The organism is Nocardia sp. NPDC057663, assembly GCF_042799895.1.
Classification (GTDB): Bacteria; Actinomycetota; Actinomycetes; order Mycobacteriales; family Mycobacteriaceae; genus Nocardia.
Genome location: NZ_JBHVHX010000009.1, coordinates 90,956 through 115,904 on the forward strand (window position 1 = coordinate 90,956; position 24,949 = coordinate 115,904).

The window sequence follows — 24,949 nt, forward strand, 5'->3', positions numbered from 1 at the left end:
CGCCGTTGTCGGTCACGGAGCACTCAGTGGCTGGCGACCTTTCGGTACTGCAGCAACGCGGCGGGCATGGCGATCGCCAGGATGACCACCGAGCAGATGATGGCGTAGAGGACGCAGTTGTCGGCTGCCCAGCCGGTGGCGGGGGCGAACGACGGTGGGGCGTCGTTGTCGAACAGCTTGCGGCCCGCCGCGGAGACCGCGGTGATCGGGTTCCATTCGGCGATGGTGCGCAGCGGACCCGGCAGGGTCTCGGCGGAGATGAACGCCGAGGAGATGAACGACAGCGGGAACATCCAGATCAGGCCCGCGCTCTGCGCGACCTCGACGGTCGGTGAGATCAGGCCGGTCAGCGCGCCGACCCAGGACATCGCGAACGCGAACAGCAGGATGATGGCGAAGGCCAGCGCGGCGTCGGCGGCACTGCCGTGGATGCGCCAGCCGACGATGTAACCGCAGATCACCATGACGCCCAGGCTGAGCACGTTGACGACCAGGTCGGACAGCGTGCGGCCCATCAGCACCGCCAGCCGCGACATCGGCAGCGTCCGCATCCGGTCGATGATGCCCTTCTGCAGGTCGCCGGCGAGACCGACGGTGGTGAAGGCGGCATTGAACGCGACCGTCTGGGTGAAGATGCCCGCCAGCAGGAACTCGCGGTACTGGTCGCCACCGAGGGACGCGCCGAAGATGTAGGCGAACAGGAACACGAACATCAGCGGCTGGATCGTGGCGGTGACCAGCAGCGTCGGCACCCGCAGAATCGTCAGCAGGTTGCGGTGCGCCACGATCGCGCTGTCCCGGATGAACCGGGCCCGCGGCCGCATCTCGCCGGGAGCGGCGGAACGCGGTGAACTCGTCTGGATCGGCATTTCGCGGGTCTCGTGCTCGTCGGAGACCTCCGGTGCCACACTCACGACAAAATCTCCTCTTGCACATCGTCGGTTTCGGTTTCTTCGACGGCCGGTTCGGCCGGAGCCCCGGTGAGGGAAAGGAACACGTCGTCGAGGGTGGGGCGGACGACGACGGCGTCGACGACGCACACACCCGCGTCGTCGAGGCGGCGCAGCGCTTCGACCATGGTGCGGGAGCCGTCACCGACCACCACCGACACCTCAGCGCTGCCGGGTTCGTGGATCGGTTCCCCGACGCCGACCTGCTGCAGGACCGTCACCGCGGGCCACGGGCTCTGCCCGGCGGCGAGAGTGACGGTGAGGCGGTCACCGCCGATGGAGGTCTTGAGTTCGTCGGCCGAGCCCCGCGCGATCACGCTGCCCTTGTCGATGACCGTGATCCGGTCGGCGAGCAAGTCGGCTTCCTCCAGGTACTGGGTGGTGAGCAGGACGGTGGTCCCGTCGTCGACGAGCTCACCGATCACCTGCCACATATCGAGCCGGCCGCGCGGGTCGAGGCCGGTGGTCGGCTCGTCGAGCACCACCACCGGCGGCCGCGCGACCAGCGCGCCCGCCAGGTCGAGCCGACGGGCCATACCGCCGGAGTAGGTGCCCGCGCGCCGACCGGCCGCGTGCTCGAGGCCGAGGGCGCTGAGCAGCTGCTCGGCCCGCGACACGGCCTGCTTGCGGGACATGCCGTACAGGCGCGCCACCATGCGCAGGTTCTCGTAGCCGGTCAGGTTCGCGTCGACGGCCGCGTACTGGCCGGACAACCCGATCCTGGTCCGCGCGGTGGCCGGGTCGGCCAGCACGTCCACCCCGGCGACCCGGATCGAGCCCGCGTCGGGACGTAGCAGCGTGGTGACGACCCGCACGGTGGTCGTCTTGCCCGCGCCGTTGGGACCCAGCAGGCCGAGGACCGTGCCCGCCGGGATCTCCAGGTCGATCTCCTTCAGCACGCGCACCTTGCCGTAGCTCTTGGCCAGGCCACGTACTTCTACCGCCAAACTCACGGACGTATCTCCTTCTGGCCGCCGCCGCACACGGTGATCTCCGGGACCGCGTCGAGGTGGCGATGCAGCACGGGGCCGATCACCGCCAGCGATTCCGGCGTTGTCATCGCCGCATGCCTGCAGGGCAGGTCGTGGTTGTGGATGTTGCCGGTGACGAACGGCTGCCAGGCTTCGGCGCGCCTGCCGGGATCGGCGGCGTTGATCTCGTCCGCCGCGGCGGTGAAGAACACCAGGTCGCCGTCGAAGGTGCGTGGCCGGAACCGGTTGGCCATCACCGTGCCGTCGGCGTACCCGGTGTAGAGCCTTTCGAGGTTCTCGACCGAGAGCGCGGCGAACGGGCCCGGCTGTGCCCGCAGCAGTTCCGCCGCTTCGTGCAGGTCGAGGTCGGCGGGCAGCGGTGCCCCGCCCACGAGGTCGGCACCGAACTCGCCGAGGATGTCGGCGACGCTGGGCATCGCGGTGTCGAGCCAGCGGTCGCCGAGCTGGTAGCTGTCCATCATCGCCAGCAGCGCGACGTCCTCCCCCGCGTCCTGTAGCTGGACCGCCACCTCCTGCGCGATCAGGCCGCCGAGCGACCAGCCGAGCAGATGGTAGGGACCGTGCGGCTGGATCGACTTGATAGCGGCCACATAGTGTCCGGCGGCTTCGGGGATCGTGGTGAACCCGTCCTCCCCGGACACGTGCGGCGCCTGCAGGCCGTACACCGGGCGCTGCGGCGCGAGGTGTGCGAGCAGACCCGCGTAGCACCAGGCCAGGCCGATCGCGGGATGCACGCAGAACAGCGGGGTGTCGTGCGGACTGGTGGACGGGCGGATCGCAAGCACCGGTCCCGTCGCCGCCGCCATGGCCGCGCCGGCGTCGGCGCCGTCGAGCCTGGCGGCGATGCCTGCCGGGGTGGCGTCGCCGAACATCAGCTGCACCGGCATGTCGTAGCCCTCCTCACGCAGTGCGGCAACGACTTTGGTGGCCAGCAGCGAGTTGCCGCCGAGTTCGAAGAACCCGTCGTCGGCGCCGACCCGTTCGATGCCCAGCACCTCGGCGAACACCGTGCACAGCGCCACCTCGGCGGGGGTCACCGGCGCGCGGTAGCCCTCGGTCGCGACGAACACCGGCTCGGGCAGCCGGGCCCGGTCGAGCTTGCCGACGGGGGTGAGCGGCACGTCGTCGAGCAGCATGACCGACTGCGGGACCATGTAGTTCGGCACGTGCGCACCGACGTGGTCGAGCAGTTCGCGCACCGTCGGCACGACGCCTGCGCGTGCCTTCACGTACGAGACCAGCGCGGTGGCGCCCGCCTGGGTGGTGTGCCCGATGGTGAGGGCGAACTCGACGTCGGTATGCCTGCCGAACGCGACGTCGATCTCGCCGAGTTCGATGCGGAAACCGCGCACCTTCACCTGGTGGTCGGTGCGGCCGACGTACTCCACGTCCAGCCTCGACTTCGCGCCAGCGCGCCAGCGCACCAGGTCGCCCGTGCGGTACATCCGTTCGCCCGGTGCGCCATAGGGATTGGCGACGAAACGCTGGGCGGTCAGGCCGGGCCGGTTGTGGTAACCGCGGGCCAGTGCCGAACCGGCCAGCTGCAACTCGCCGGTGACACCGATCGGGGTCGGGTGCAGCCGCCGATCCAGGACAGTGGCACTGACGCCCCGGATCGGGCCGCCGATCGTGATCGGGCCCTGCGGGCTCATCGGCTGCGGCATCAGCGTGACGATCGTCGTCTCGGTGGGGCCGTAGACGTTGTAGAAGTTGCGCCCCTGCGCCCAGCGGGCCAGCAGGTCCGGCGGCAGCGCCTCGCCACCGACGAGGACGTGCGCGAGCGAGTGCACGCCCGCCGGGTCGACGGTGCCGATCGCGGCGGTGGTGATGAAGGCGTGCGTGATCCGCTCGCGGATGAACAACTGCCGCAGGTCCTCGCCGCCGACGATGCCGGGCGGCGCGATCACCAGGGTCGCCGCCCCGCCGAGCGCGAACAGGATGTCGAGCATGGAACCGTCGAAGCTCGGGGTCGCGAAGTGCAGTACCCGGCTGCCCGGGCGCACGTCGTAGCGGTCGGCGGTCTCGGCGGCGAAGTTCGAGATGCCGCCGTGGGTGACCACCACGCCCTTCGGGGTGCCGGTGGAACCGGAGGTGTAGACCACGTACGCCGGGTTGGCCAGGCGCAGCGGCCGGATCCGGTCCATGTCGGTGACCGGCGAATCGTCGGTGCCGAGCACGGTGGCGCGGGTCTGCGGGTCGTCGAGGACCAGCCAGCGGCAGTCGCCGGGCAGCCGATCACGATGTGCGAGCAGGGTCAGGCCGACGGCGGCACCGGAGTCGGTGAGCATGTGGCTGATCCGCTGGGCCGGGTAGTTCGGGTCGACCGGGACGAACGCCGCACCGGCCTTGGCGACGGCGAGCATCGTCGCCACCGATTCGACCGATCGCGGAACGCCCAGCGCCACCAGGCTTTCCGGACCGATGCCCTGGCCGATGAGGACCCGGGCGAGCCGGTTGGTCCAGCGGTCGAGGGCGTCGTAGGTGACCACGGTGTCGCCGGCGCACAGCGCCACCCCGTCCCTGGACCGTGCCACCGCCGCGCCGAACACCGCCGGGAAGGTGACCGGGCGATCGGCGCGGGTGCCGTGCACCGGCGCGAGCGCGGTCCACTCGACCGCGTCGAGCAGGGCGAGATCGCCCACGGCCGTGTTCGGGTCGGCGGCGACCGCGGTGAGCAGCCGGACCAGCCGTTCGCCCAGCCTGCGTGCGGTGCCCTCCTCGAACAGGTCGGCCGCGTAGTTCACCGCGAGTGTGATGCCGTCGCCGACGCGCTCGGCGGTCTGGGTCTCGGTGAAGGTGAACTGCAGGTCGAACTTGGCGATGCCCGCGTCGGCGTCGACCGCCTCGATCCGCAGCCCGGGCAGTTCCAGCATCCGCACCGGGGTGTTGCGCACCGACAGCATCACCTGGAACAGCGGGTGATGGGCCTGGGAGCGCGCCGGATTGAGCACCTCGACGAGCCGTTCGAAGGGCATGTCGGCATTGGCGAACGCGTCGAGGTCGCAGTCGCGGACGGTGCGCAGCAGGTCGACGAAGGCACGCTCGTCGGCGACCTCGGTGCGCAGCACCAGGGTGTTGACGAACATGCCGATCATCGAGTCCAGCGCCGGATGTCCACGGCCCGCGGTGGCGGTGCCGACGGCGATGTCGCCGTCGCCGGTGACGCGGTGCAGCAGCACGGCCAGTGCCGCGTGCAGCACCATGAACATGCTGACGTTGTTGGCGGTGGCGATGCTGCGCAGCGCGCGGTGGGTGGCCGCGTCGACCTGGCAGTCGACGGTGCCGCCCCGGTAGGAGGGCACCGGCGGGCGCGACCGGTCGGCCGGGACGGTGAGCAGTTCCGGCAGGCCGTCGAGCACGCCGCGCCAGTGGGCGAGCTGCTTGCTGATCAGCGAGTTCGGGTCGTCCTCGGTGCCGAGGAGTTCCTGCTGCCACAGGGTGTAGTCGGTGTACTGGATCTCCGGGATCAGTTCGCCGAACTGTTCCCCTGCCCGGATACCGCGGTAGGCGGCGGCGACTTCGCCGGCGAGCGGTTCCAGTGACCAGCCGTCCATCGCGATGTGGTGCACGACGAGGACCAGCACGTGCTCCTTCGACCCCGCGACGGCCAGCTTGGCCTGGGCGGGCACCGGCAGACCGGTGTGGTCGACGGTGATCAGCGCCGCCCGCATGGGCACCGAGGCCGCCAGGTCGAACCCGGGGGCGACGAAGCTGCTCACCGCGGCCTCGACCTCGTCCGGCCTCGCCGACGCGTGGAACAGGGTGACGGCGGCGATCGCCGGGTCGAGCACGAGCTGTTCGGGCTCGCCCGAGCTCTCTGGGAACACCGTGCGCAGCGTCTCGTGCCGACGTTGCACCATGTGCAAGGCGGCGATGAGTGCATCCAGGTCGATCGGGCCGTGCAGGCGCAGCACCACCGGGATGTTGTAGGCGCCCGCCGACTGGCTCTCGCCCTCGGTACCCGCGTTGAAGCGGTTGAGGAACCACAGCCTGCGCTGCGCCGCGGACAGCGGGATCCGTTCCGGGCGTTGCTGTTTCACCAGGTCGGGGCGGCCTTCGTCACCGGACGGCCCGGACTCGATGAGCGCGGCGAGTTCTTCGACGGTCGGCGCGGTGAACACGGTCCGCACCTCCAGCCGCACATTGCTGGCCGCGGCCAGACGTGCCACCAGCTGGGTCGCGAGCAGCGAGTTGCCGCCGATGTCGAAGAAGCTGTCGGTAGCGGAGATCGACGTGGTGCCGACCAGGTCGGCGAAGACCTGGGCGACCAGCCGTTCGGAGGCGGTCTGCGGCGCCCGGCCCGCGGTGACGGTGAACTCCGGTTCCGGCAGTGCGCCGCGGTCGAGCTTGCCGATCGGCGTGAGCGGCACGACGTCGAGCAGGTTCAGCGACGCCGGCACCATGTGCCCGGCCAGCCGGGCCGCCGCGAAGTTGCGGACGGCGGCCAGTTGCGTCGGCTCGGTCCCGTCGGCGAGCTGCACCCAGGCGACGATCCGGTTGTCGCCGGAGATCCGCCGGACCTCGGTGTGCGCGAACCGGACATCCGGGTGGCTGCCGAGCACCGCGCTGATCTCGCCGAGTTCGATCCGGAAACCGCGCACCTTGACCTGGTGGTCGCTGCGGCCGAGGTATTCCAGTTCGCCGTCGGCGGTCCACCGCACGACGTCACCGGTGCGGTACATCCGGGTGCCGGCAGGCCCACACGGGTCGGCGACGAAACGGCCCGCGGTGAGGCCGAAGCGCTCGTGGTAGCCCTGGGCGATGCCGGGCCCGCCGAGGTAGAGCTCACCCGGCACCCCGGTGACGACCGGCCGCAGCCGCTCGTCCAGGACCAGGGCCCGCGCGCCACGCACCGGCGTGCCGATGGCCACCGGCACACCCACCTGCATCTCCGACATCGCGGCGATGACGGTGGCTTCGGTGGGACCGTAGGCGTTGACGAAACGCCTGCCCGGCGCCCAGCTCGCCACCAGATCGGGCGGCACCGCCTCGCCACCGGCCATGAGCGCGCGCAAACGCGGCAGCGGCCAGCGGGTGGCATCGATCGAGGCCAGCACGGCAGGCGTCAGGAAGGTGTGGGTGATGTCCTCGCGGTCGAGCAGCGCGCCGAGCTCGTCGCCGCCGTAGATGTCGATCGGTCCGATCACCATCTCGGCGCCCGACCAGACCGCCAGCAGCATGTCCAGGACGGAGACGTCGAAGCTGGGAGTCGAGAAGAAGAACGTGCGAGCGAAGCGGTCGAGGCCCGTCCGCTCCTGCAGGTCGACCGCGAGGCTGACCAGACCACTGTGGGTGACCGCCACGCCCTTCGGTAGACCGGTCGAGCCGGAGGTGTAGATCTGGTAGGCCGTGTCGGCGGGGCGCACCGGGCGGATCCGCTCGGCATCGGTGATCGGAACGCTGTCGTAGCTCGCGAGTTCGGCCTGCAGGTCGGCGTCGTCGACCAGCAGCCACTGGGTGTCGAGCGGACCGGCCGCCTCTTGCAGTGCCGCGACATCCGCGGTGGTGGTGAGGACCGCGCGGGCACCCGAGTCGGTGAGCATGTGCCGCACCCGGTCGGCGGGGTACCGCGGGTCGACCGGCACGAAGACCGCGCCGCTGGCGGAGACGCCGAAAATGGCCAGCGCGCAGTCCAATCCACGGGTCAAGCCGACGACGACCCGGTCACCGGTGCCGATGCCACGCGCGATCAGCGCCCGGCCGAGCCGGTGTGCCCGGAAGCCGACCTCGTCGTAGTCGAGCTCCCCCACCGCACCGTCGACGCTGCCGCCGGCGAACCAGCGCAGGGCAGGCCGATGCGCGAACTTGGTGGCCGCGCGTTCGACGATGTCGGCCAGCACGACCGGCGTCACCGGGGCCGGCCCCTGCGCGGGCACCAGAGCACGGTGTTCGGCGACGGTGAGCGCCTCGATCTCGCACACCAGCTGCTCCGGGTCGGCGGTCGCCTGGGTGAGGATCAGCACGAAGCGTTCCGCGAGGGTCTCGATGGTGGCGGCGTCGAACATCTCGGCGGCGTACACGAAGTCGAACCGGTGACCGCTGCCCTCGGCGGGCGTCACCCGCAGTTCGAGATCGAATTTCGCGCGGGCGATGTCGAGTTCGTCTGCGGCGAGCCGCAGACCTGGCAGTTCCAGCTCCGGCGCCGGGGCGTCCTGCATGCTCAGCGCGACCTGGAACAGCGGATGCCGGTTGCTCGCCCTGCTGTCGCGGCCGAGCGCGTCGACGACCCGTTCGAACGGCAGGTCGGCATTGGCGATCGCGGCCAGTTCGTCGTCGCGGTCGGCGTGCAGCAGGTCGACGAAGCTGCGGCCGGGGTCCACGTCCGAGCGCAGGACGAGGGTGTTGACGAACATGCCGACCAGGTCGTCGAGCTGGATGTCGGTGCGTCCGGCCACCGGAGTCCCGAGGGGGATGTCGCGGCCGCCGGTGACGCTGCGCAGCAGCACCGCCAGCGCCGAGCGCACCACCATGAACAGACTCACGCCGGTGTGTCCCGCCAGTTCGTGCATGGCGGCCTGCAGCGGTGCCGAGACCTCGCACTGGACGCTGCCTGCCACACCGGCGGGGTCGAGCGGGCGCGGCCGGTCGAACGGCAACGGCAGCTCGTCGGGCAGATCCGCCAGGGCTTCGCGCCAATGCGCGAGCTGGTTCGCTGCGATGCTGTCCGGATCGTCCTCCGCGCCGAGCACGGCGCGCTGCCACAGGCTGAAGTCGGCGTACTGCACCGGCAGCGGCGCGCGCAGCGGCGCGGAGCCACCGCACCTGGCCACGTAGGACAGCGCCAGGTCCCTGGTCAGCGGGCCGAGCGACCAGCCGTCGGCGGCGATGTGATGAATGACGACACCGAGGCGGTACTCGCCGGGCGCGACCCGCAGCAGCTGGACCCGCAGCGGCGTCTCCCTGGTCAGGTCGAAGCCCCGGCGCGCCAGCTCGGTGAGCGTGGCGTCCGCCTGCCCGGGATCGCTGTCGACGACCTCGATCGCCGGAATCGTCTGGGTGACCGGCAGAATCACCTGCTGGGCGCCGGAGAGGTCCTCGGGGAAGACCGTGCGCAGCACCTCGTGCCGCTCCACCAGGTCGGCGAGGGCGGTGCGCAGGGCGCCGAGGTGCAGATCTCCGCTGATTCGCAAGACGAATGCGATGTTGTAGGAGCTCGATTCGGGGGACAATCTGTTGAGGAACCACAGCCGCTGCTGCGGCAGCGACAGTGGTATGCGTCCCGGGCGTGGGGTGTGTACCGCCAGCGCCACCCGCTGCGTCCGGGGCGCTTCCGTGATCAGCTGGGCGATGCCCGCCACGGTCGGCGCCTCGAAGATCTGCCGCACCGGCAGGTCGACACTGAAGTCCGCGTGCAGCGCGGCCGCCAGCCGGGTGGCCAGCAGCGAATTGCCACCGATCTCGAAGAAGCTGTCCTCCGCACCGGGCACCGGGCGGCCGAGGATCTGGGTGAACACCGCGGCGACCCGCATCTCCAGATGGGTACGCGGCGCGCGGGTGCCCGCGGTGACGGCGAATTCCGGTGTGGGCAAAGCCTTTCGGTCCAGCTTGCCCGCCGGGGTCACCGGCATCTGGTCGAGCACGACGACGGCCGCGGGCACCATGTACCCGGGCAGCCTGCCGCGCGCGGTGGCGAGGACGGCGGCCGGATCGACCGGGCGGTGGGCGGTCACGTAGGACGCGAGCCGCTGCTGCCCTTGCTCGTCGACGTGCACGACGGTCAGCGCCGATCCCACCCCCGGGTGTTCGCGCAGGATGTGGTCGATCTCGCGCAGCTCGATGCGGAAGCCGCGGATCTTGATCTGGTCGTCGGCGCGGCCGAGGAACCGCAACCGGCCCGTGGCATCGGCGACGACGAGATCGCCGGTGCGGTACATGCGTTCGCCGACCCGGCCGTGCGGGTTGGCCACGAACCGCTGTGCGGTGAGCTCGAGCCTGCCGAGGTAGCCGCGGGCCACACCGGGTCCCGAGACATACAGTTCGCCCGGTGTGCCCGGCGGCACCGGGTGCAGGCGGCGGTCGAGCACGAACAGCCGCATGCCGCGCACCGGCGCACCCAGCGGAACCGGCTCCCCCGGCACCATGGCCGCACTCGCGGTCACGGCGACGGTCGCCTCCGACGGGCCGTACATGTTGTGCATCCGGTACTTCGCCGCCCACGCGGCGACGAGCTCGTCGGAGCAGGCCTCGCCACCGACGATGACCGTGCCCAGATCGGGGAAGTCACCGGCAGGCACCGTGGCCAGCGCGGCAGGCGTGATGAACGCGTGGGTGATCCGCTCCGAACGCAGGAAACCGGCCAGTTCCGTGCCGCCGTACAGGTCGGCGGGGGCGACCACGATGGTCGCACCCGCGGCGAAACCGAGCAGCAGTTCCAGTACCGAGGCGTCGAAGCTCGGCGACGAGAAGTGCATCGTCCTGGCCGCATCGGTCACCCTGTACAGCTGCGTCTGCTCGCTGGCGAGCGAGGCGATGCCCGTGTGGGTGACGACGACGGCCTTCGGCGTACCGGTGGAACCCGAGGTGTAGATCAGGTACGCGGGCTGCCCGGCCCGCATCGGGTGCCTGCGGTCGGTGTCGGTCAGCGGGGTGGCCGAGCGCCCTGCACAGTCGGTCTCGAACTCGGCGGTGCCGAAGACCAGCCATTCCGGCGCCTTGCGGTGCTTGCCGGTCGTGGTGGGCAGCGCGGCGAGATGTTCGGGCAGCGTGAGCCCCAGTACCGCACCGGAATCGCCGATCATGTGCGCGATCCGCTCGGCCGGATAGGCCGGGTCGACGGGCACGTACGCCGCGCCGGACTTGGCCACCGCCCAGATGGCGACGATCGATTCCAGGCTCCGCGGCAGCGCGACCGCGACCACCGATTCCGGACCGGCGCCGTGCGCGATCAGGCTGCGCGCCAACCGGTTCGAGCGCTCGTCGAGCTCGCGATAGGTGGTGTCGAAGCCGAGGTAGCGCACGGCGACGGCGTCGGGCAGCCGCTGCGCGGTCTCGCCGAGCAGGCGGGCCAGCGTCCCCGCGGGTTCGGCCGGTGCGCCCGCGACGGGCACCAGCCGTGCGGTCTCGCGGCGGTCGAGCAGCGCGAGGTCACCGGTGGGCGCCGCCGGGTCGGCCACCATGGCGGCCAGCAGCATGGTGAACCGGCGGGCGATCGCTTCCACCGTGGCGCGATCGAAAACATCGGTGGCGAAACCGAATTCGGCGTGCAGCGGCCCGTCGACGTGGTTGTCACGGACCTCGAGCTGCAGGTCGAACTTGGCGACGCGGGTCTCGACCGGCACCAGTTCGGCGGCGACACCGGGCAATTCGACGCGCAGTTCCGGCGTGCGGTCGTAGGACAGCATCACCTGGAACAGCGGATGCCGCGTGGTCGAGCGATCCGGGTTCACCAGTTCGACGAGCCGCTCGAACGGCACATCGGGGTTGGCGAAGGCGTCGAGGTCGGTCTCCCGGACCAGGTCGAGCATCCGGTCGAAACCGGCACCGAGGTCGACCTCGGTGCGCAACACCAGCGTGTTGACGAACATGCCGACGAGGTCGTCGAGGCCCGGGTCGGAGCGACCGGCGATGGGCGTGCCGATGGCGATGTCGGCGCTCCCGCACAGGCGGGCCAGCAGGGTCGCGAGCGCGGCGTGCAGCACCATGAACATGCTGACTCCGCGACGCTGGGCGAGTTCGCTTGCGGCACGGCGGGTGTCGGCGTCGACGGTGAAGGCCACCGTGTCGCCGCGGGTGCCGCGCTGCAGTGGCCGTGGCCGGTCCAGCGGCAGGTCGAGCTGATCGGGCAGGCCGGCCAGTGTGTCGCCCCAATGGCCGAGCTGCTTGCCCAGCGGCGACTCCGGGTCGTCCTCGTCACCGAGCAGTTCCCGCTGCCACAGCGCGAAATCGGCGTACTGCACCGGCAGCGGTGTCCACCGCGGCGCGCGGCCCTCGGCGCGGGCCGCGACCGCGACCATCAGGTCCCTGGCCAGCGGGGCGACCGACCAGCCGTCACCGCAGATGTGGTGCAGCACCACCAGCAGCACGTGGTCGTCGGCGCCGACCCGGTACAGCGCGACCCGCAGCGGGGTTTCGGTGCGCAGATCGAAGCCGCGCCCGGTGACCTCGGCGACCAGCGCCGCGAGATCGGCGGCGATCACGTCGACCGGCTCCAGTGCCGGTTCCACCGCGGCGGCGGGGTGGATCAGCTGGTAAGCACCGTCCGGACCCGCCGGGAAGCTGGTGCGCAGGCTCTCGTGGCGATCGAGCACGTCCCGCAGGCCCGCCCGCAGCGCGTCGAGGTCGAGCCGCCCGGTGAGCCGCAGGGCGAGCGGCATGTTGTAGGCCGCGGCGTGCTCGGCGAACCGGTTGAGGATCCACAGCCGCTGCTGGGCCAGCGACAGCGGCACCCGTTCGGGCCGCACCGCCACAACCAGCTTCGGCGTCGAGACCTCGGACCGGTGCGTGCTGAGGTAGCCGGCCAGCGCCGCGATCGTCGAGGTCTCGAACAGCTCCCGGATGGTCAGGTTCGCGTCCAGGGTGGCGTTGATCCGGGCGACCGCGCGGGCGGCGACCAGCGAGTTGCCGCCGAGGTCGAAGAAGCTGTCCTCGACGCCGATCGCGGTGCCGTCGAGCGCGAGCACCTCGGTGAAGATCTCGGCGAGCGAGCATTCCAGCCGGGTCTGCGGCGCGGCGGCGCCGGTGGTGAGCCGCACCCCGAGTGCGGGCTCGGGCAGCGCATTGCGGTCGACCTTGCCGTTGGCGCTCAACGGCAGCTCGTCGAGCACGACCAGCGCCGAGGGCACCATGTAGGACGGCAGGCTGCGCCGCAGCCCCGACAGCAACACGGCGGGCTCGGGCGCCGAGCTACCGGGCCCGGCGACCACGTAGGCGACGAGTTCGCCGTCACCGGTGCGCCCGGCCCGCGCCACGCAGACCGCGCGGGCGACGTTGTGCTGAGCCAGCAGCGCGGACTCGACCTCGCCGAGCTCGATCCGCAGGCCGCGGACCTTCACCTGGAAGTCGGTGCGCCCCAGGTATTCCAGGACGGCGCCGTCGAGCTGCCAGCGAGCCAGGTCGCCGGTGCGGTACATGCGCTCACCCGGGGTGAACGGATTGGCGACGAACCGGTCGGCGGTCAGGTCGGGCCGGCTGAGGTAGCCGCGCGCCAGCTGCACGCCCGCCAGGTACAGCTCACCGACGACACCCGGCGGGACCGGCCGCAAATGTGCGTCCAGGACGTAGGCCTGGGTGTTCCACACCGGAGAGCCGATCGGCACCGTGGTCGCGTCGGCCGGGCACGGCCAATAGGTGACGTCGACCGCGGCCTCGGTGGGGCCGTAGAGGTTGTGCAGCTCGGGGCCGCCCGACGGACCGTGCAGCGCGGCATGGAAATCGGCGACGGTGGCGCCGGGCAGCGCCTCACCACTGCAGAACACGCGCCGCAGCCCGGCACCACCCGCAACCCGCGGGTCGGTGACGAACAGCGACAGCATCGACGGCACGAAATGCGCTGTGGTGATGGACTTCTCGGTGATGATCCGCGCCAGGTAGGCGGGATCACGGTGCCCGTCGGGCGCGGCGATCACCAGGCGGGCGCCCACCTGCAACGGCCAGAAGAACTCCCACACCGACACGTCGAAGGTGGCGGGGGTCTTCTGCAGGACCGCATCGGTGTGATCGAGCGGGTATTCGGCCTGCATCCAGCGCAATCGGTTGACGATCGCGGCGTGCGTGACGCCCACGCCCTTCGGCTTGCCGGTCGAGCCGGAGGTGAAGATGACATAGGCGAGCTGCTCGGGCCGCAGCGGCGCGAGCCGGTCGGCGTCGGTGATCGGGGCGACGTCGCGCCCGGTCACATCGAGGGTGTCCAGGTCGACCCGCAGAACGCTGTCCGGCAGCCGCACCATGTCGCGCGCGGCGGTGAGTACACAGACCGGACGGGCTTGCGCCACCACGGCTTCGATCCGGTCGGCCGGGTGTTCGGGATCCAGCGGCAGGTACGCGGCGCCGGTGGCGAGCACCGCGTACATGCCGACGACCATCTCGATGCTGCGCTGCAGGCACAACCCGACCGTGGTCTCCGGACCGACGCCGCGGGCGATGAGCTCGCGCGCCAGCTGGTTCACCCGATCGTCGAGTTCGGTGTATCCGACGGTGCGGTCGCCGAATTCGAGTGCGACGGCGTGCGGGCTGCGGTGCACCTGGTCGGTGAACAGCGACACCAGCGTGCCGGTCGGCACCGGCATCTCGGTGGCGTTCCATTCCCGCAGCACCCGGTCCTGCTCGGCGGTGGTGATCGCCGTCAGCTCGCGGGTGGGTGTGGTCGGCTCGGCGGCCAGGAAGCGGGCGAGGAAGTCGAGGTAGCGGCCGTGGTGGGCGGCGACTTCGGCTTCGCCGTAGAGCTTGGGGTTGGCTTCGAAGTCGAGGTGGATGCGGCCGCTGTCACCGTTGTAGATGTTGATCGAGAGGTCCTCGACGGGGCCCGTCGCGAGCACGTTCAGCCGGCCCGCGATGTCACCGAACTTCAGCTCGTCGTGGAACAGCATGATGTTGACCATCGGACCGAAGAAGCCGCGGGCGTCACGGGAGTAGCCGCAGTCGCGCCGGATGTCGTCGGAGCGGTAGCGCTGGTGGCGCAGTGCCCCGGTGATCTGCAGTTCGGTCTGGCGCACGACGTCGGCGACGGTGGTGTGCTCGTCGAACCGCACGCGCAGCGGCACCACATTCGACACCACACCCGCCGAGCGGCGTAGCGCCACCGTGGTGCGGGCCGAAACAGGGAGGCTCAGCACGACATCCGAGTCGCCGGTGACCGTGCTGACATAGGCCGCCAGCGCCGCGACGATGAGCGCGGAGTTGACCGAACCGTGCGCGGCGATCGCCTCGGTGAGCAGGTCGTCGATGTCGGTGTCGAGGACCGCGGTGGCGCGGTGCCTGCCCGGGTCGTGGGTATCGCCGGTGGCGGTGACCGACGACAGCGTCATCGGCTCGCCGACGCCCGCGAGCTGTTCCATCCAGTACTCGCGGTCGGCGCGGAACCGGCTGGACTCGCGGTAGCGGGCTTCGTCGGCGTAGAGGTCGACCAGCGCGGCGGCGCGGGAGACCGACGGTTCGCGCTCTTCGCCGATGGCGGTGTAGATCTCGGCCGCGCGCGAGAGCGCGTTCATCGCACCGTAACCGTCGATAACGATATGGTGTCCGCGTTCGTACCAGAACCAGTCCTCGTCACCGATCCGCAATATGACATTGATGGTGAGCGGTTCGCGCTCCATGTCGATCGGCGTGCTGGCGTGCTCGTTCATCCAGCGCAGCGCGGCCGCCCGCGGGTCGGGCTCACCACGCAGGTCCATCCGGGCCCAGCCCGGCCGCCATGCCATATCCACCCGTTGGTGCGGCACCCCGTCGATCTCGAGTAGGCGCACATGTCCCACCTGGGATTCGGCGCCGAAGCGCTCGATCGCGTGCAGCAGCCTGCCCGCGTCGAGATCACCGTGCAGTTCGACGTAATGGGCGATGGTGAGCGGAATATCGGGCCTGATCCGTTGCGCGTACCACAAGGCCGTCTGACCGGGCGAGAGAGCGAACGGCTGGCCCGGATCGTCGTCTGTGACGCGTGAGCTGACGCGGTCGGTGGCCAATGAACTCATCAAACACTCCGTTCTGCCTTTGTGTCACAAACTCCCCGAGCATCGCCCGGGCACACTTCGGCCCTGGGCGTGGCTATCCACGCCCATTGATTCGGAGTAATGCGGCGGCCGGATGGCTACCGATCTTGATTTGTTTTCAAGCTGAACGGATCGGACCCCTGGGCAGCCACATTCGGCCGCCTCCCCCGGGTTGAAACAAACCGCTTATCCAGAATTCTGCGAGTTCCGCATAACCTGAGCCTGATTCGCTCGGCGGCGCCGGAAAAACATCAGCGCCACGCCGATCGCGGTCAGAATAACGGACACCAGTTCGGGCGCCGCGCCGATTCGCGTCGCGATCGTCGTCGTGTCGCGCAATGGTAGCTGCGCAACGAGCGCGGCGGGGGCAAGTTGCGCGCTCTCCTGCGCGATCGCGCCGTCTGCGGTGATGATCGCGCTGACCCCGGTGGTTGCCGCCACCACCAGCGCCCGGCCGTGTTCCACTGCTCGCACCCGCGACATGGCGAGTTGCTGGTAGGTCATTTCGCTCTCGCCGAAGGTGGCGTTGTTCGTCGGCACGGTCAGCAGTTCCGCGCCTGCGGCCATCGATTGCCGGAATGCGCGGTCGAAGGCCACCTCGTAACAGGTCGCCACTCCGATCGGCACGCCGGCCGCCGTGACCGAACCGTCACCATTGCCCGGCACGAAATGTCCGGCTTGGTCGGCGTACGACGAGAACAATCGGAAGAAACTGCGCATCGGCAGGTACTCGCCGAAGGGCTGGATGATTTTCTTGTCGTGCCGATCTCCCGGCCCGGCCGCGCCGTTCCACACGATAACGGAGTTGGTGGTCGTGCGGTCACCGTTCACCAGAACTGCGCCGACCAGGATCGGCGCGCCGATCCGCTGCGAGGCCTCGGTGATCTCGGTGGCGGCGTCGGCGTTGCGCAGTGGATCGATATCCGAGGAGTTCTCCGGCCAGATGACGATGTCGGGCCGGGTCGCCTCCCCCCGGTCGACGGCGGCGGCGAGCTCCTCGGTGCGCCGGACGTGGTTGTCCAGCACGGCGCGGCGCTGGGCGTTGAACTCGAGCCCCAGCCGCGGCACGCTGCCCTGGATGGCGGCGACCGTGATCGACCGGTGGCCTTCGTCCGGGGCGGGCAGCGTCGGCCGGAGGATCACTCCGGCGAGGGGCATGATAGCCACAGAGACTGCCGCCGTGGCAAATCCGATCCGCGTGGCCCGGCTGGTCACGCGCGGCGCCGGCGTGCGCGCCCACGCGAGAACGCGCAGGACGAGCGCGGCGAGGCCGGTGCCGGTCAGGGCGACGGCGAAGCCGATCAGCGGGGCGCCGCCATAGGCGGCCAGCGGCAGATACCAGCCGTCGGCTTGGCCGAAAGCGATACGGCCCCACGGGAATCCGCCGAAGGGGAAGCTCGACCTCACCCACTCGGTCGCCGTCCAGGCGAGGGCGAGCCAGACCGGCCAGCCGGGCAGTGCGCTCAGCCACCGGGCGAGGACGCCCCAGAGGCCGATGAATACGGCGCAGGTCGTCGAGAGCGCCAGCCAGGGCAGCGGTCCGACGTAGATGCCGGTCCACGGCAGCAGCGGCACGAAGAATCCCAGTCCGCCGAGGAAGCCGTACCCGAATCCGGCGCGCAGCGTGCCGGGTCCACGCACCGCGACGGTGAGCAGGGCGATGGCGACCGGGGCCAGGAACCACCACGGGCGGGGCGGGAAGCTGCCGAACAGCAGCAGGCCGCCCGCGGTGGCCGCGAGCATCCGCAGCAGCACGCCGTACCCGCCACCGACCGAGGTCTCGGGCGTGGCCGCCGGGTCGGGCGTGGCCGCATCGGCGGTCACGGCGTCGGGCCCTGGTTCGGTGGCGGGGTGGATCATCCTGTCCTGTTCCATGGTTCGTTGCCAGTGCGTCGTGGTCAGGCGGTGTAGATCGTGGCGCCGTTGCGCACGGTGCGCAGACAGGTCGGCAGGCCGGCGCCGGGATCGAGGCGCGGCAGGCCGGGCACCCGCGAGCGCGGGTCGGTGGACCAGCGCTGCACCGTGTCGGCGGCCGCGGCGACGACGAGGTCACCGGCGTCCCACACGGCATACGAGGCAGGTGCGCCCGGCACCAATGTGCCTGCGACACCGTCGCGCACGCCGCCCGCACGCCAGGCGCCGCGGGTGGCCGCCGCGAAGGCGGCGCGCGGCGACAGACCGTGGCCCGGGGTCCGGTGGTGGACCGCGGCTCGCACCTGCTCCCACGGGTTCAGCGTGGTGACCGGCGCGTCCGAGCCGATGGCGAGCGAGATCCCCGCGGCGGCCATGGCCGAGAACGGATTGAGGCCCGCGGCGCGCTCGGCGCCGAGGCGGGTCGCGTACATGCCGTCGGGTCCGCCCCAGGCAGCGTCGAATCCGGGCTGCACGGACAGGATCACGCCGAGGGCGGCGAGCTGCTCGATCGCGGCGGCGTCGGTCATCTCGGCGTGCTCGACCCGGTGCCCGCGCGCGGCGATCGCCGGTCCGCCGAGTTCGGCGGCGACCGCGGCGAATCCGGCGACCACGACGTCCATGGCCGCGTCACCGATCGCATGGAAACCCGCCTGCACACCGGCTTCGGTGCAGGCACGGATGTGCGCGGTGACGGTCTCGGCGTCGAGGAAGTTCTTGCCGCACCCGCTCGCGTCGGCATACGGCTCGCGCAGCAGCGCGGTGTGCGAGCCGAGCGAACCGTCGACGAACAGGTCACCGCCGAGGGCGGCGACGCCGAGTTCGGCGATCAGCGCGCGGGCTTCGTCGGCGGTGCGCACGGCTTCGCCCCAGTAGGCGCGCACCTCGACGCCGTGCTCGAAGGCAAGGAGTTCGCGGACGTCGTCGCGGCCGGAGATGTCGGGACCCGCGCATTCGTGGACGGCGACGATACCGTGCGCGGCCGCTGCGTCGAGGGCGGCGGTGCGAGCCCGATCACGAGGTGCGCGACCGAGTTCCGCGAGCGCGACGGACCGCACCCGGTGGTGGGCGTCGGCGCGCAGCGGTTCGCCGCGGCGGTAGCCGTCGCCGAGTTCCCCGGCCGCGTCGAGCAGCGCCGAGGAGGCGACGGCGGAGTGCGCGTCGACGCGCGCGAGGTAGACGAGCCTGCCGGGACCGGCCGCCTCGTCGAGTTCGGCGACCGTCGGCGGCCGCTGTTCGGGCCACGCGGTGTCGTCCCAGCCCTCGCCGACGATCACGCCGTCGGGCTGCGCGGTGGCGTGCGCACGCAGCGCGGCGAGCAGGTCGGCCAGCGACGCGGTGCCGCTGACGTCGAGTCCGGTCAGTTGCAGTCCCAGCGCGGTGACGTGCACGTGCGGGTCGACGAACGCGGGCGCGACGAAGGCGCCGTCGAGGTCGACGATCTCCGCGCCGGGGTGCATCGCCCGGCCCGGCGCTTCGGCGCCGAGCCACACCACGGTGCCGTCGGTGACCGCCATCGCGGTCGCGTCCGGGGAGCTGGAACTGTAGAAACGACCGCCGATCAGCAACTGGGTACTCACGGTGTCCCAGTCTGCCGTATCGGCCGATCGTCAGGTCGGCAGGGACAGGACGGCGCGGACGTCGGCGTCGCGTAGCCCGGCGGGAGTGTGTCCGCCCGCCTCGACGGCGATCAGCTCGAGTCGCCACGCGGCGACCGTGAAATCCGACATGGACTGTCCGGCAGCGGTACTCGCCCTACGCACCGCGTCGGCCAGTTCCGCGCTCACCGTGACGGTGATCTGCTCGGTGGCCATCGGCACACTGTAGACCGTTCACCGCCACGGGGTGGTGTCATCGGCACGCACGGGCCCGAGCGCACGCGGCCCGGTGGTGTGTCCGTCGTCGTACCACTGTCCTACGACGACGCCGTCGACCACGTCACCGCTGTCGGCGTCGACCACCATCCCGCGATACGGCGACGGCGCGAACGAGGGCAGCAGGCCGAAGCGCCGGGTGCCGAGCTTCTCGAGTGCCGGGCGCAGCAGCGCCCTGGTCGGCGGGAACAGCGCCAGCAGCCCGATCACACCGGTGACCAGGCCGGGCACGAACAGCAGCACCGAGCCGGTGGCGACGAGCAACCCGTCCGCGACCGCGCTCTCGGCGGTGACCTCACCGCGCGCGGCCCGGCGGAACCGGTCGAACACCCGCTTGCCCTGCGCGCCGAGGAGCAGCAAGCCGACACCGGACACGGCGATCAACGCGAGCAGCGCCCAGCCCGCACCGATCAGCTGGGCCAGGCCGACGAAGGCGGCGATCTCGACGACGAGGTAGAGCACGAACAGCAGGGCGGTCATGGCGATCCTTTCGGACGATCTCTCTGTCCAACGCGCGAGCGCCCGATTTTTCTCCCGGGCCCGCCTCAGCCGCCCGGCCGTACCAGTCCGGTCTCGTAGGCCAGCACCACCGCCTGCACCCGGTCACGCAGACCGAGCTTGGTGAGCACCCGGCCGACATGCGTCTTCACCGTCGCCTCGGACAGGAACAGGGCAGCGGCGATCTCGGCGTTGGAGCGGCCGGCGGCGATCTGTTCGAGTACCTCGCGTTCGCGGGCGGTCAGCACCTCGAGCACGCCGGGGTCGCGCAGACCGGCCGGATCCTCGGCGACGAGCCGGTCGAGCAGGCGCTTGGTGACCTTCGGGGAGACCACCGCGTCACCCGCGGCGACACTGCGGATGGCCGAGATGAGGTCCTCGGGCGGGGTGTCCTTGAGCAGGAACCCGCTCGCCCCGGCGCGCAGTGCGCCGAGGGCGTGTTCGTCGAGGTCGAAGGTGGTCATCACGAGCACGCGGATGCCGCCGCCCGCGGCCACGATCCGGCCGGTGGCGGTGACGCCGTCGACGACCGGCATGCGCACGTCCATCAGGACTACGTCAGGCCGCAGCTCGGTCGCGCGGCGCACCGCTTCGTCCCCGTTACCCGCCTCACCGACGACCTCGATGTCGGGGTGCGCGCCGAGCACCATCTTCAGGCCCATCCGCATGAGTTCCTGATCGTCCACCACGAGCACGCTGATCGGCATTTCCCAACCTTAGCGGGCGAATCAATCGGTTTCGGCGCGCAGCGGGAGGGTGGCCCGCACCCGCCAGCGACCGTCCTCGGTCCGGCCCGCGGACAGGGTTCCGCCGAGCACGGCGACCCGTTCGCGCATGCCGACCAGGCCCATGCCGGTGCCGGGGATGTCGGCTTCCTGCACCGGGACCCCGCCGCTGTCGACGACCTCGACCAGGATGTCGTCCTCGCGCCGGTGCACCCGCACGGTCGCCTTCGGGCTCGTCCCCGCGTGCCGCAGCGTGTTGGTCAGCGATTCCTGCACGATGCGGTGCACGCCCAGGCTCACCTCGGGCGTGATGTCGTCGAGTTCCCCGGTCAGCTCGAGTTCGACGGCCAGGCCGGCATCGCGCATCATCTCGGCCAGCCGCGCGATCCCGGCGCTGCCGTGCTGCGGGAGCAGTTCCGGCGCGTGCTCGGTGCGCAGCAGCGCGACGGTGCGGCGCAGTTCGCGCAGCGCTTCGCGGCCGGTGCTCGCGATGGTCGCGAGCGCGCGTTCGGCGGTGTCCGGATCGTGGCGCAGGGCGTATTTCGCGCCGTCGGCCTGCACGATGATGACGCTCACCGCGTGCGCGACCACGTCGTGCAGTTCCCGGGCGATGCGGGTGCGTTCGGCGGCGACGGCCTCGTGGGCGCGGCGTTCCTTGTCGTAGTCGGCGACGGCCAGCCGCGCGGCGACCTCGGCGTCGTAGGCGTGGCGGGCGCCGTTGAACTCGGCCAGCGTCCAGCACAGCGCGTAGATCACGCCGACGAGCGCGATGTCACCGCCGACCGGTTCGCTCAGGATGAGCAGCGAGAGCCCCAGATCGATGCCGAGACAGACGAGATAGATCAGCCCGTCCCGCCTGCCGACGTAGGCGACGAGGGTGTAGAGCATCACCCCGAGCCCGATCAGCGCGACATGCCCCGAGGTGTCGTCGCCGACCAGATACCCCACCAGCGTGCACAGCACCGAGAGCACGAACATCACCGCGGCCATCGCCCGCGGATAGATCCGGCGCAGGATCAGCGGCAATGGCAGCAACACCGAAAACAGCAGGTAGGAGGCTTTGTGATGTTCGTTGCCCACGCCGAGCGCGTCCAGCACCATCAGGAAGGCCGCGAGGAGGGAATCGGCGACGATGGGTCGGCCGCGGAGCCACAAGCTGAACCGGCGCACCGGGCAAGCCTAATCGGCGCAGGTGATGAAACCCCGTCCGCGGACGTGCGCCGGTTGGCTTTTCGCGCGTGATCTTGATTGCCTGGACGCGTGCAACTAGGAGACTGGGCGGTCTTGTTGGTGGCCGCGGCCGCGGCGGGCTGGGTCGACGCGGTGGTCGGCGGCGGCGGATTGATCATCCTGCCGACGCTGTTCCTGGTCGCGCCCGGCATCGCCCCGCAGACGGCGCTCGGCACGAACAAGCTGGCCGCGCTGTCGGGCACCGCGACCGCGGTGGTGACCTTCGCGCGCCGGGTGCCGATGCAGTGGACGGTGCTGATCCCGGGTGCGGTGATCGCCGCGGTCACCTCGGCGTGCGGTGCCGCGGCGGTGTCGCTGATCGACCGTGACCTGTTCATCCCGCTGGTGATGGTGGTGCTGGTCGGGGTGGCGCTGTTCGTGACGCTGCGCCCGTCGGTGGGCATGACGATGGCCACCCATCCGCCGACGCGCCGCAAAGTGATCTTGGTGGTGGCGCTGGCCGCCGGCCTGCTCGGCCTCTACGACGGGCTGCTCGGCCCCGGCACCGGCACGTTCCTGATCATCACGTTCGCGACGCTGCTCGGCACGGAGTTCGTGCGCGCCGCGGCCATGGCGAAGGTGATCAATTGCGGGTCGAATGTAGGCGCGCTGCTGTTCCTAGGCTCGACCGGGCACGTCCTGTGGGGCCTCGGCGCGGGCATGGCGGTCGCGAATGTGGCGGGCGCCCTGGTCGGCTCGCGGATGGCGCTGGCCAAGGGCGCCGGGTTCGTACGGATCGTGTTGCTCGTCGTCGTGGTGGTGATGGTGATCCGGTTGGGCTGGCAGCAGTTCGGTTAGCGCGCCGGTTCGGCCGGAGCCGAGGCGGAGAGCCAGGGCTGCAGTACCCGCGAGGTGGTCTCGTGAATCTTGCGATGCAGGCGTTCGCCGTCGTCGATGCTGTGCTGCGGCTGCTGGAACAGCACCGTCAGCGCGCCCGACACCGCGCCGACGACCGCGCCGACCAGTGCCGCGGCGCCGACCTCGTCGAGTTCGTGCGGAAACGCGATGTGCAGTTGCCTGGCGATCTCGCGCTGGGCGAGCAGCTGGGCGTGCGCGGCGCGACCGCTCACCGCGGGCACCGTGCGGGAGACCCGCGCGCGCAACGCGGCGACGCGGGAGTTCAGGTCGTCCACCAGATGCTCGCCCGGGTTGTCGCCCGCGGCGCGCAGCGCCCGCAGCAGCACCTCCACCGGGCGCTCCCCCGGCCGCCGGGTGGCGATGGCGGCGACGGCCGCGCGCACCCGTTCGTCGGGTTCGGGGAAGAGCAGTTCTTCCTTGCTGGCGAAGTAGTTGAAGAAGGTCCGGGTACCGACCTCGGCCTCGGCCGCGATATCGGCCACTGTCGTTTCCTCATAGCCTCTGGCCTCGAACAATCCGACGGCGGATACGAGGATCGCACGACGGGTTCGTTCCCTTTTTCGATCGCGGAGGGCGGATGGCGGCACGGCGGGCACCCTACGGCATCCGGGCTGCGCGCCGCGGGAAGACGGGATCAGCGCGTCACGGTTGCCGCTGCCGGAACCGGGATTTCGCGCGGGCAATCACCGACACGGGTCCCGCGTGTCGGTGGCACCGGCTAGCGTAGGCCGGGTGACTACCGCGACTTCCAGAGAAGTGGACGAGGAGTTCCTGGCGCTCGGGTTGCGCGCGCTGGCCGAGGCCGCGCTGTCGGCGGCCCGCGCGGCGGGCGCCGACCATGCCGATCTGCGGGTGCAGCGGTTGGTGACGCAGTCGATCCGCCTGCGCGACGGGCGCGTGGAGGCCGTCACCGACTCGACCGAACTGGGTCTGGCCGTGCGCGTGATCGTCGACGGCACCTGGGGTTTCGCCTCCCACGCCGCGCTCACCCCCGATACCGCCGCTGAGGTGGCGCGGCGCGCGGTCACCGTCGCGACAGCCTTGCGCTCGCTCAACCGGGAACGGGTGGAGCTCGCCGACGAGCCGCGCTACGAAGATGTGTCGTGGGTATCGGCCTACGACCTCGACCCGTTCACGGTGCCGACCACCGACAAAGTGGCGCTGCTGCAGGACTATTCGGAACGGCTCTCGGCGGCCGACGGTGTCGACCACGTCACCGCGTCGGTCCTGCAGGTCAAGGAGCAGGTCTTCTACGCCGACACGGCGGGGTCGTCGATCACCCAGCAGCGGGTGCGATTGCATCCGCAATTCGAGGCGATCACCGTCGACTCCGCGCTGGGCGTGTTCGAGACCATGCGCACCCTCGCCGCACCCGCCGGCCGTGGCTGGGAATACGTCACCGGCGCCGACGGAACCTGGGATTGGGCAGGCGAACTCGCGCAGATCCCCACCTGGCTGGCCGAGAAGGTGAAGGCGCCCAGCGTCGTCGCCGGTCCGGCCGATCTGGTGATCGACCCGACCAACCTGTGGCTGACCATTCACGAATCCATCGGTCACGCCACCGAATACGACCGTGCGATCGGCTACGAATCGGCCTACGCCGGCACCTCGTTCGCCACCCCCGACAAGCTGGGCACGCTGCGCTACGGCACGCCGATCATGCATGTCACCGGTGACCGCACCCAGGTCAACGGCCTGGCCACCGTCGGCTACGACGACGAGGGTGTGGCAGGCCAGCAGTGGGATCTGGTGCGCGACGGCGTCCTGGTCGGCTACCAGCTCGACCGCGTGTTCGCCCCGCGGCTCGGACTCGACCGGTCCAACGGCTGCTCGTATGCCGATTCCCCGCACCACGTGCCGATCCAGCGGATGGCGAATGTGTCGCTGCAACCGGATCCGGAGCGTGACACCACGACCGCCGAGCTGATCTCGCGGGTCGAGGACGGCATCTACATCGTCGGCGACAAGTCGTGGTCGATCGATATGCAGCGCTACAACTTCCAGTTCACCGGACAGCGGTTCTTCCGTATCCGCAACGGGGAGCTGGCCGGTCAGCTGCGCGATGTCGCCTATCAGGCGACGACCACCGACTTCTGGGGTGCGATGGAAGCGCTCGGCGGGCCGAGCACCTGGCAGCTCGGCGGCGCGTTCAACTGCGGTAAAGCCCAGCCCGGTCAGGTGGCGGCGGTGAGCCACGGCTGCCCGTCGGTGCTGGTGCGCGGGGTCAATATTCTCAACACCCGGACGGAGGGCGGGCAGTGAACGAGG

12 protein-coding genes are annotated in these 24,949 nt (G+C 70.8%); 2 read left to right on the plus strand and 10 right to left on the minus strand.

Annotated features, from left to right (window positions below; all coding sequences use genetic code 11):
• Positions 1-23 precede the first annotated feature (23 nt).
• From ACFVAV_RS20595 to ACFVAV_RS20635, 9 genes are all read right to left on the minus strand, one after another.
• The gene (locus tag ACFVAV_RS20595) at positions 24-824 is read right to left on the minus strand and encodes an ABC transporter permease (protein ID WP_379036738.1); all 801 of its coding nucleotides are present in this window, start codon (positions 822-824) and stop codon (positions 24-26) included.
• A gap of 86 nt (positions 825-910) precedes the next feature.
• The gene (locus ACFVAV_RS20600; RefSeq protein WP_379036592.1) at positions 911-1,903 is read right to left on the minus strand and encodes an ATP-binding cassette domain-containing protein; all 993 of its coding nucleotides are present in this window, start codon (positions 1,901-1,903) and stop codon (positions 911-913) included.
• A complete protein-coding gene (locus tag ACFVAV_RS20605; RefSeq protein ID WP_379036593.1) occupies positions 1,900-15,567 on the minus strand; it encodes an amino acid adenylation domain-containing protein in 13,668 nt (4,555 codons plus the stop codon). The genes ACFVAV_RS20600 and ACFVAV_RS20605 overlap by 4 nt, the downstream gene beginning before the upstream one ends.
• A 204-nt stretch (positions 15,568-15,771) precedes the next feature.
• Complete coding sequence (gene lnt, locus ACFVAV_RS20610) at positions 15,772-17,328, minus strand: apolipoprotein N-acyltransferase (RefSeq protein WP_379036739.1); 1,557 nt, start codon at positions 17,326-17,328, stop codon at positions 15,772-15,774.
• A gap of 155 nt (positions 17,329-17,483) precedes the next feature.
• The gene (locus ACFVAV_RS20615; protein ID WP_379036594.1) at positions 17,484-19,076 is read right to left on the minus strand and encodes an amidohydrolase; all 1,593 of its coding nucleotides are present in this window, start codon (positions 19,074-19,076) and stop codon (positions 17,484-17,486) included.
• 30 nt (positions 19,077-19,106) lie between these two features.
• The gene (locus tag ACFVAV_RS20620; RefSeq protein ID WP_379036595.1) at positions 19,107-19,310 is read right to left on the minus strand and encodes a hypothetical protein; all 204 of its coding nucleotides are present in this window, start codon (positions 19,308-19,310) and stop codon (positions 19,107-19,109) included.
• An 18-nt stretch (positions 19,311-19,328) separates the two neighbouring features.
• The gene (locus ACFVAV_RS20625; protein ID WP_379036596.1) at positions 19,329-19,850 is read right to left on the minus strand and encodes an FxsA family protein; all 522 of its coding nucleotides are present in this window, start codon (positions 19,848-19,850) and stop codon (positions 19,329-19,331) included.
• A 65-nt stretch (positions 19,851-19,915) separates the two neighbouring features.
• A complete protein-coding gene (locus ACFVAV_RS20630) occupies positions 19,916-20,575 on the minus strand; it encodes a response regulator (protein ID WP_379036597.1) in 660 nt (219 codons plus the stop codon).
• Between the two features lie 21 nt (positions 20,576-20,596).
• Complete coding sequence (locus ACFVAV_RS20635) at positions 20,597-21,763, minus strand: sensor histidine kinase (RefSeq protein ID WP_379036598.1); 1,167 nt, start codon at positions 21,761-21,763, stop codon at positions 20,597-20,599.
• Positions 21,764-21,853: 90 nt separating this feature from the next.
• Here ACFVAV_RS20635 and ACFVAV_RS20640 point away from each other — a divergent pair, with 90 nt between their 5' ends.
• Positions 21,854-22,621, plus strand: coding sequence for a TSUP family transporter (locus ACFVAV_RS20640; protein WP_379036599.1), 768 nt, complete (start codon positions 21,854-21,856; stop codon positions 22,619-22,621).
• Here ACFVAV_RS20640 and ACFVAV_RS20645 read toward each other — a convergent pair.
• Positions 22,618-23,268, minus strand: a complete 651-nt coding sequence (locus ACFVAV_RS20645; RefSeq protein ID WP_379036601.1) for a helix-turn-helix domain-containing protein — start codon at positions 23,266-23,268, stop codon at positions 22,618-22,620. The two genes, ACFVAV_RS20640 and ACFVAV_RS20645, sit on opposite strands and share 4 nt — an antisense overlap.
• A gap of 145 nt (positions 23,269-23,413) precedes the next feature.
• Here ACFVAV_RS20645 and ACFVAV_RS20650 point away from each other — a divergent pair, with 145 nt between their 5' ends.
• Positions 23,414-24,943: a TldD/PmbA family protein gene (locus ACFVAV_RS20650; RefSeq protein ID WP_379036602.1), complete on the plus strand. Its 1,530-nt coding sequence runs from the start codon at positions 23,414-23,416 to the stop codon at positions 24,941-24,943.
• The last annotated feature ends 6 nt before the right edge of the window (positions 24,944-24,949 follow it).